At 54.8% G+C, this 7,853-nt stretch carries 6 protein-coding genes; 2 read left to right on the forward strand and 4 right to left on the reverse strand.

Translation table 11 applies throughout. The features are described 5' to 3' along the window. A partial coding sequence (locus tag RMSM_RS28545) for a hypothetical protein (protein WP_008705461.1) occupies positions 1-1,124 on the reverse strand: 1,124 nt, incomplete at its 3' end. A 386-nt stretch (positions 1,125-1,510) separates the two neighbouring features. On the opposite strand from RMSM_RS28545, the gene RMSM_RS28550 reads away from it, so the two are divergent. Beyond that, entirely contained in the window at positions 1,511-2,854 is a 1,344-nt protein-coding gene (locus RMSM_RS28550) for a two-component system sensor histidine kinase NtrB (RefSeq protein ID WP_040769828.1), read from the forward strand. On the opposite strand, the gene RMSM_RS37460 is transcribed toward RMSM_RS28550, so the two are convergent. Both RMSM_RS37460 and RMSM_RS28560 read right to left on the reverse strand, forming a co-directional pair. After that, entirely contained in the window at positions 2,855-3,454 is a 600-nt protein-coding gene (locus RMSM_RS37460; protein ID WP_052031850.1) for a DUF309 domain-containing protein, read from the reverse strand. Positions 3,455-3,580: 126 nt separating this feature from the next. Then, positions 3,581-3,919 (reverse strand): hypothetical protein, encoded by a 339-nt coding sequence (locus tag RMSM_RS28560; protein ID WP_008705464.1) that lies wholly within the window; start codon positions 3,917-3,919, stop codon positions 3,581-3,583. 406 nt (positions 3,920-4,325) lie between these two features. Between RMSM_RS28560 and RMSM_RS40225 the strand changes: the two genes are divergently transcribed. Continuing rightward, a complete protein-coding gene (locus RMSM_RS40225) occupies positions 4,326-4,709 on the forward strand; it encodes a hypothetical protein (protein ID WP_008705466.1) in 384 nt (127 codons plus the stop codon). Positions 4,710-5,269: 560 nt separating this feature from the next. Here the strand turns inward: RMSM_RS40225 and RMSM_RS28570 are convergent. Further along, positions 5,270-7,759: a CHAT domain-containing protein gene (locus RMSM_RS28570; protein WP_160168397.1), complete on the reverse strand. Its 2,490-nt coding sequence runs from the start codon at positions 7,757-7,759 to the stop codon at positions 5,270-5,272. Between the last annotated feature and the right edge of the window lie 94 nt (positions 7,760-7,853).

Here is a 7,853-nt window from a genome sequence, read left to right on the forward strand (position 1 = left end):
AACAAAAAATGTGCCAAGATCGCGCCGACGACAAACAACGTCAACCAAGTCGTCGCCATGCCGACAAAGACGATCCCAAACGCGGCGGCAGAGGTAACGATCGATTGTTCACTCCGCCGTGTCCCGCGCCGAACCAGCAATTGTTGGCGGAGCACGACGTAGACCGTGGTCGACAACATCGAGATCGCAAACAGAACCAACACATTAACGGGACCTTGAGCCAGTGCCAAATCCCAAGCTTCCGCAGTCATCAATAAAACCGCGAGCGTCGAGAACGCAGCGATCGTCAACCGGCTAAGCCGTTGAGGAAACTGCCATGGGCGTGCGGCCCATATCGCCTGGTAAATTTCTTTGCGATTGATCCACGCGGCGCGAATCGCGAAAGTGGGAAAAGCCAAACGTCGCCCGATGCCCTCTTCGAGTCGTTGATCCGCGATTTCAGTCAGAGCCGCACGTTGACGCGCCAGACTCTCTTTATCTATCCCGGCCATCAAGTCAAGCGCTTGCGCATTGGGCGGATGATACAGCAGGTCGTTCGGATGATCGCTTTTGGGCAGCCCCGTCAAATGACCGATGCTGTGCAACATCAGCCGACTCAATCGCCGAGCGATCCGCTCGATCCGCTCTTCAGGGTTTGCCTCCACCCCCAATGCCTGAGGGTCGATCAGCGACATTGAGATAATCGCGGTATCCAGAGGCCGGCTAAGAGCGGCAAAACAGTAGGACGAGTAGTTGCCGACAAGCTCGGCGGCCGTCAACACAAACGCAAAATCCCAATGCCGTGAATCACGTTCTTCCACCGCCTGTTGCAGTAGTAAACTCGGCTCGACACGACCGCTGACACTCATGCTCGTCCCCGCCAACTCGGGACGTTTGATCTCGAAAAAATTGAAACGAAAGGAGGGAAACAGCTCCGAAAGCCGAGTATCGGTCTGTTCAACAGCCAATCTCGCCGCTTGCGAATCGACCATGTCCAGCGGCCCTGCGACAATCACTCCGATCTCAATCAGGCTGCCATTTCCAGTCACGCTAACGGGCGTGTCCAACTGGCTGTCCGCGTTTAGATTGTCTGCGATATCTTGACGGGATTCACTCGTTGAGGCGGCATCGGAAAGATCGGTCATAACAAGGTTGCTTTACTGTGTTGGTCACTATCCGCGTTTATTCATCAAATAAGATCGAGACAGAGGCCGCGTTGCGGCGTCCTGCCTGACACTATATCGCACTCGTCTAGTCAACGCGTTATCGGATCAGGGGGGGGATGCCACGGCGTGCATTAGAACCGGCATTGGGAGGGTATTTGCGACTGGCTCAAAACGTCCGCTGACAAATCCGGCAGCTGATCTTCTGGCGGCCGATTTCCCTGGCTCATTGCGGAATTCCCGCAATTTTGAAAGACTTCCGTTACAGCCGATGGCTTACCGCGAGCTCTTCGATCACGATCGAGAATCGTATTATTTCCCCCACACTCATACGCAGCGATATGCCTCAGAGTCAGCCGAACCCGACGATGTTTGCCGTCCCCCACGGACGCGGCGTGCGGCGTTTTGCGGCCAGCTTAGCTATTTTTAGTTTGATCGCACTGACGGTCACCACGTGGATTCTGTTTGATGTCGCACGTGAACAGGAGATCGTCGCTCGCATCATCCAACATCTCCCCGAAAGCGACATGGCGGTGGCCCAAGAACTTTCGGGAGACCTGCAGCTGCGTAGCAGGCTGTCGTTTCTGCTGGTACTGAACATCATCGGTACGGCAATTGCCTTTGCGCTGCTCGTTCGTGGCTATTTGTCCAGCGAGCAGTCGTTGCGAGATGCCCAGGTGCTGGCCACCGACATCCGCGCCAGTATGGATGGTGGAATTATTACGACCGACCGAAACGGAACGATGACCAGCCTAAACCCGCGAGGCCGCGAACTTCTGGGGCTGGGTGAACACGAGGGCGTCGGACTGACACCATCCGAGGCGAGTCCTGAACACGCCCTCCTCGAATCGATTTGTAACGACGTGAATTTGCGTCAAACCGCGATCCGCGATCGGGACTACACCATTAACCGTAACGGTCACGAACAAACCTTGCGTGCAGGATGCACTCGACTGAAAAATCAGCGAGACGAAGCAATCGGAACCGTTATCCATGTTCGCGATGTCACCGAGCGTGTGCTGATGGAACAACGGTTGCGACGGATGGAACGTTACATGGGCCTTGGCTCGCTTGCAGCAGGGCTGCAACATGAAATTAAAAACCCGCTCAGTGCCCTTTCGCTTCATATCCAATTGTTGTGCGAGCGTCTTGCCGGGGACACGCACGATGATGAAACCCAAGAATTGCTCGACGTGCTTCACACCGAAGTCGCCCGCATTTCCAATGTTCTCGACAGCTTCCGCAATTTCGCCTCAGTCAATGAACTCGGACGCTCATGGGTCGATGTGGCGACCTTGATCGAAAAGCTAGTCCGTTTTCTGCATCCGCAAACCAAAAAGCAAAATGTCACGGTCAAGGTCGACCTGCCTGCGGAATCGCTCGGGGCGATCGAAGCCGATTCGGTGCGACTTGAACAAGTCCTTTTAAACCTTGCACTCAATGCACTCGCAGCGATGCCTGCGGGCGGCACGTTGCGATTTCGTCTTAGCAAGAAAGATGACTCGCTACGGATCGATGTTGCCGATTCCGGGAACGGTATCCCCAGCGAAATTCAGTCGCAGATCTTCGATCCCTATTTCACCACTCGCAATGAAGGAACCGGGATGGGATTGGCGTTGTGTGACAAAATCATTCGCCAGCACGCCGGCAGTATCGACTTTTGCACAGGCCCGACCGGAACCGAGTTCTCGGTCATGTTGCCAATGGCATGATCACTCGATAGCTGAACCAAAATCTGGGGCTGAATCGAAATCTGCGGATGAACCAAAGTCTGGCACGATCACAAACGGCAACACTCGGCGAACCGGGCACACCGTCGTATCGACAATCCGTTCGGCTGCGGCAGCCAACTGCAAACTTGTTTGCGACAACCATGTGGGCGTGATGCCGAATTCACCTGGACACTCAAACGTCGCATCGCGTTCGCATTCCAAAAACAAAGCTGCGGCGCGATCGGAGTGTCGCCGAACGCCGCTTGAACTTCCTTGACGTGCCTTGACCCCCGCGGCGGCAAGCTTGATAAGTCCCTTTAAAAACGCGGCACGCAGCGTCGCCGGATCCGCTGCAATCCAAATCGCCTCCCACGCCTCGTGTGATTCCCAGTAGTAGCCATGGTTCAACAAATCGATCGCCAAACAGTGCTGTCGTCGATACGTTTGCGAATCATACGTTCCCAGGTGCTCGTCGCACCGATAGCGATGACCGCCGACTCCAGAAACAGGATGAGGATGCATCCCCGGAACAAACGCATACGGCGGTAAGGGGACGGAGCTCAGTCGTGATGGCAGCGGCGGAATCAGCAGAGGACTCATCAAATGAAAGTTAGGATTACGGGCGGAATCAATCGACACAAGCCTGTCGCGTGCAGTTTGCAACCGACAGCCCCAGTTTCATTGGTTTGCCATTCCACGACGTGAATCTTAGCAAGAACGCGAATCTTAGTAAGCAGGTGGATCGCTGGCAGGAAACGATTCCGCTCCCGCTTCATCAATCGAATCCACTACCCCATGTTCCGGATCAAACTTCATCGGCTTGCGTGCCGACGACGATGGTTTTGATTGATTTGAGGAACTGGAATCCGAATCACGCCAGGCAATTGCAAGCGTCGCCGCCTCACGCACCCGATCGAGCAACTCGGTGTAGCTGGATGGCTGCGGTTGTTGAGTGAATTCCTGAGCCTGCTGCTGACACGATGCTGAATCATGCGTTTGTGCACATCGCATCAATCGTTGACAAAGCTCATCCCACTCGTGTGGTATCCATTCGTTTTGCATCATCTTTCTCCCAATCGTCGTGAACGGCTCGCGAAGTGCGTCGAATCAAAAAACGGTGTGAATTCCTGGACTAAATTTAGGGTACGATCCTCCCTGTATATGTGCATGCCAAGTGCCATCATGCCCCTATCGCGATTGAAATTCACGATTTTCTGACCTGCTGAGATCTTTGACGGTTCAGCGCATCGAGAAATGGTGTCCAACCGATCAGGTCGACCTCCGAGACAACGCTGACGAAAATAGAGTGATTCGCGTCTTCCGCAAAAGCCGGCATCGAGGTTATGCGGCACTCTTTTGGCACAGCAGATGCATTCCCCTTTGCGAAATCTCGTCGCCCGTTTATCGAACCCCTGGGCGGTGAAGCCTTCCTCTTTGTTGAAAACGACTCCCCATCTACAAAGGAAAATCAATGATTCGTACTTTCATGCTTTCTGCAGCCGTCGTCGCCAGCTCGATTGTGATGTCGGCACCCGCCAGTGCGTTTGGCCATCGCCATCATCGTAGCGGCTGTGGAAGCCGAGCGGTCTACCAAGCTCCGGTTCGAGCGTATTACGGGACCTCGGGCTATTCCAACTACCGATCGCCACGCGTCAGCGTCGGCTATGGCGGGTACGATGGATATCGCGGCTACAGTGGATACCGTGGCTACAGCGGCTATCGAGGATACGGCGGCTATGGTCGCTCGTTGTACGGCAATCCCGGCTATCGGTCCGGCGGCATTTCGATCGGCATCGGTCAAGGTATTGGAGGATTCGGATACGGAGGCTACCGCGGTTACGGACTCGGTTGGTAATCACCCGTCTTCGATTTGCAAGCACGCACTCAATCGCGTGCTGTTGCACAGCGGAATCCATTGGGCCGCTTACAAGTCACGCGAGAGTAAACCACCTCGCGTTCGGGGCGTCTGCACAATGCCGTCCAACTTGGCCCCAATCAAGTGTTTTCGATAGCGGAGCCGCGCAAGCCGCCCGGTTTACGTAGAACGTTTTCTCATGCCGCAACCGGACGGCTCGCGAGAACGTCCGGCTTAGGGTGACTCTAACAAATCGCATTCGTTTTTTTTTAAGGCCGGAGGCCGGTACAATTCATGCCGGTGGTGTTAACCACCGGTTTGGAATGCAGCAAATCCAAGGCCGGAGGCCGACACATTTACTGAGTCATTGTGTCGGCCTCCGGCCTGTGCAGCTCATTCGCTACATCCCGTGGCCTTACGGCCACGGCAGAGGATGTATCGGCCTCTGGCCTAAGCCGGACGTTCTCTCGCGCCGTGCCGCTACCAAAAATCGCGTTGAGCTTGCACCAATCCCTGCGCCAGCCGCTTATCGAATAAGCAGGCATCCGCCCATCACATTTTTAGGCGAGCCGGAAGCGACCGTCACCATACAAAATGTAATTGGCCCAGTCGTTCTGGTGATTTTCGGCAAGCTGCTTTCGCGATTGAGTCACCGCATCACGAAGCGTCAAGCCGCCGGTAAGTCCGCCGTAGACGCCCATTGCGAAGTCGGCAGCCGCAGCGTCCCCCACCTCCCAAAGCGTGCCAATAAACGCTTCAACTCCACTTCGCAGCACCATCTCGGCAAGCGAATAACTTTCGTATTGCGGTGACACAGATTCACCGCGAACGCGTCCCGCTTCACAGGCGTTAAAGATGATGACGCGTGGAATGGGGGTGACGGCACTCAGATCCTGCCCCGTTAACCGCTCGTTTGCCGCCAGCAATAATCCCGACTGCGTTGGATCATTTTCGTCAAAGAATGCGTGCCCACAATAATGCAACACATCGACTTGACGAAGCATGTCGATCACTCGGTCTCGCGTCGCGGGCTGATCTTCGTCTCCCAACGACATCCATTGGATTTCGCTGCCCATCGCCTTGAGAGTTCGCTTGATTGCTTGCCCTTCGCGGCGAGCGCCGTCGAGATTATTGGTCGGGTCGATAACCAACCCCACTCTCAGCTTTCGCGACAGCCGTGGACGCCCAAACGAATTTGACATCCGGCCTCCGCCCACTGCTAACCAGCGGTGAATTCCACCACGGATCGCAGGAGCGTCGTCGGCTATTTTACCATTGTCGAACCGCATCATTTCAAAGGGGATTTTCGATGCCGCGGCGTCAAGCGTAATCGCGATCGGACAATTTTGACAATGGTTCCAGAAATCATCAACGTTGGTGCCAAACAGCAACCTGGTTAGCGTCAGCCCACGTTGCTTTAATTCTGCGGCACTCGGTGTTTGCTTGTTCCTAACTCCCACCCCTGCGGTCAAGTCATCGAGCGTTTGAGCATCCACTTCGACGCGATTTGTCCACACGGTCCCAGTGCTATGTTGTGGTAGCGCGGTGATGTCAAGCTTTCCGTTTTCGTACTTGATCGTCAAATTAAACCACGGGTACGAAGTCGGTGGCTCGGCCTGAGTCGGCTTTAGTACGGTGGTCACGTCGATATCCTTGCGTCCCCTCAGCTCTTCGAGCAATTGGCCAAATCGGTCCTCGTCGGCTTCGACCCATTTTATCACCAACCCATCTGGACGACTTTGAAAGCCTTTGAGCATTGCTTTGACCGCGTCTGCATACCGATTCAACGTCGATCCGCCAAACGTCACAATGGCAAGCGAATGGAATCCCTCGCTGCGGCACGTCAGCATGATCTGCTTCGCCGCATTGGTGATCGCTTCGCGAACGACGATCATCTTTTCGTCACGTTCGGAAACTTTCTCTGACACTTTTCCTAGCGAAACTGCGCACAGGTAATCGACGTCAAGCTGATCACTGCGGACGCCGATCAAGCGGCCAGGTTGTGACTGAGCTTGTTGAACCATCCCTCCGGTGACACGATCGATGGCCGCTCCCGCGCCTTGCGGATCGACGTCATCAAACACCGGCAATGCTAACACGTCAGCTTGTGTGACCGATGTCACGTTGCCATGAATGGCCTCGACACGGAGTTTGCCTTCGCGAGCAATTCCACGCGATCGCCAACGCATCAACCCTTCGGAGATCAGAGAGCTCAACAAAATGGGGTCGGTTGCATTCCACAGCACTTCGTTTTGTTGTCGACTCAGACCATTGAAATTACGCCACCGATCATCATCGTCGCCCAACTTCGCCGCAAACTTTTCAATCGATGTTGCCAACGCCAACAAAGTCGGCGGCAATTGCAATCGACTTCGTTTGGGGTGGTGATCAAAATCCCAAACCAGCGCGGTGAAGCGACGATTACCGCCATACGTTCGTTCGTCCCAAAAACCATCGACTTGATCCGAGAACTGCATCAATCCAGCAAGTCGCCGCGTCAGTCCACCGAATCCGCCGCACAAATAGAATGGTTGTTTCGCTTCGAGGGCCCGGAACACTTCTTCGGCAATCCCTGGGAATCGACCACCGTACCCTGAGCTGTCATCCGCATCCTTTGGGAAGAGTTGGCCACCGATCGCGACGCGGGCATCCGTCTCTGCCGTCATCACCGCTCTCATTTCCGAATAAACCATTCCGAAAGGCAGCTGGGCAAGTTCTTCGTCATTGAAGATGCGAGCGTCGGCAAGATCACTCGATTTACCAAGATGTCGGAGATGACAGCGGACGGTTTCGGGAATGTCTTCGAGTTTCGCGTTGGCTGATTGAAACATCCGCAATCGTTGTGCGGGATTGATCGCTGTTTCGTTGTACGCTTCGATCAACTCACCAAGCAACGGTGACATCGAAGTCGCCCGTCCGATCTTAAACCCACCGCCGTAGCTGATCGACGCTCCTCCTCCGATCAACGCACGCGTAATCTGAACGGTCGCATCCTGAAGATGAAGGAATGTTTGGCCTAGCTCAAAATCCTCTTCGCGAAAGTGCGACACGGAAACTCCCGACGCGAATCCCATCTAGCGGCGTTACTAATCGTCCCGATGCATCTTTGCTAATCGCCACGTCCCATCAACGTCGACGGCGTGA

The sequence above is a fragment of the Rhodopirellula maiorica SM1 genome (assembly GCF_000346295.1).
GTDB classification, from domain to species: domain Bacteria; phylum Planctomycetota; class Planctomycetia; order Pirellulales; family Pirellulaceae; genus Novipirellula; species Novipirellula maiorica.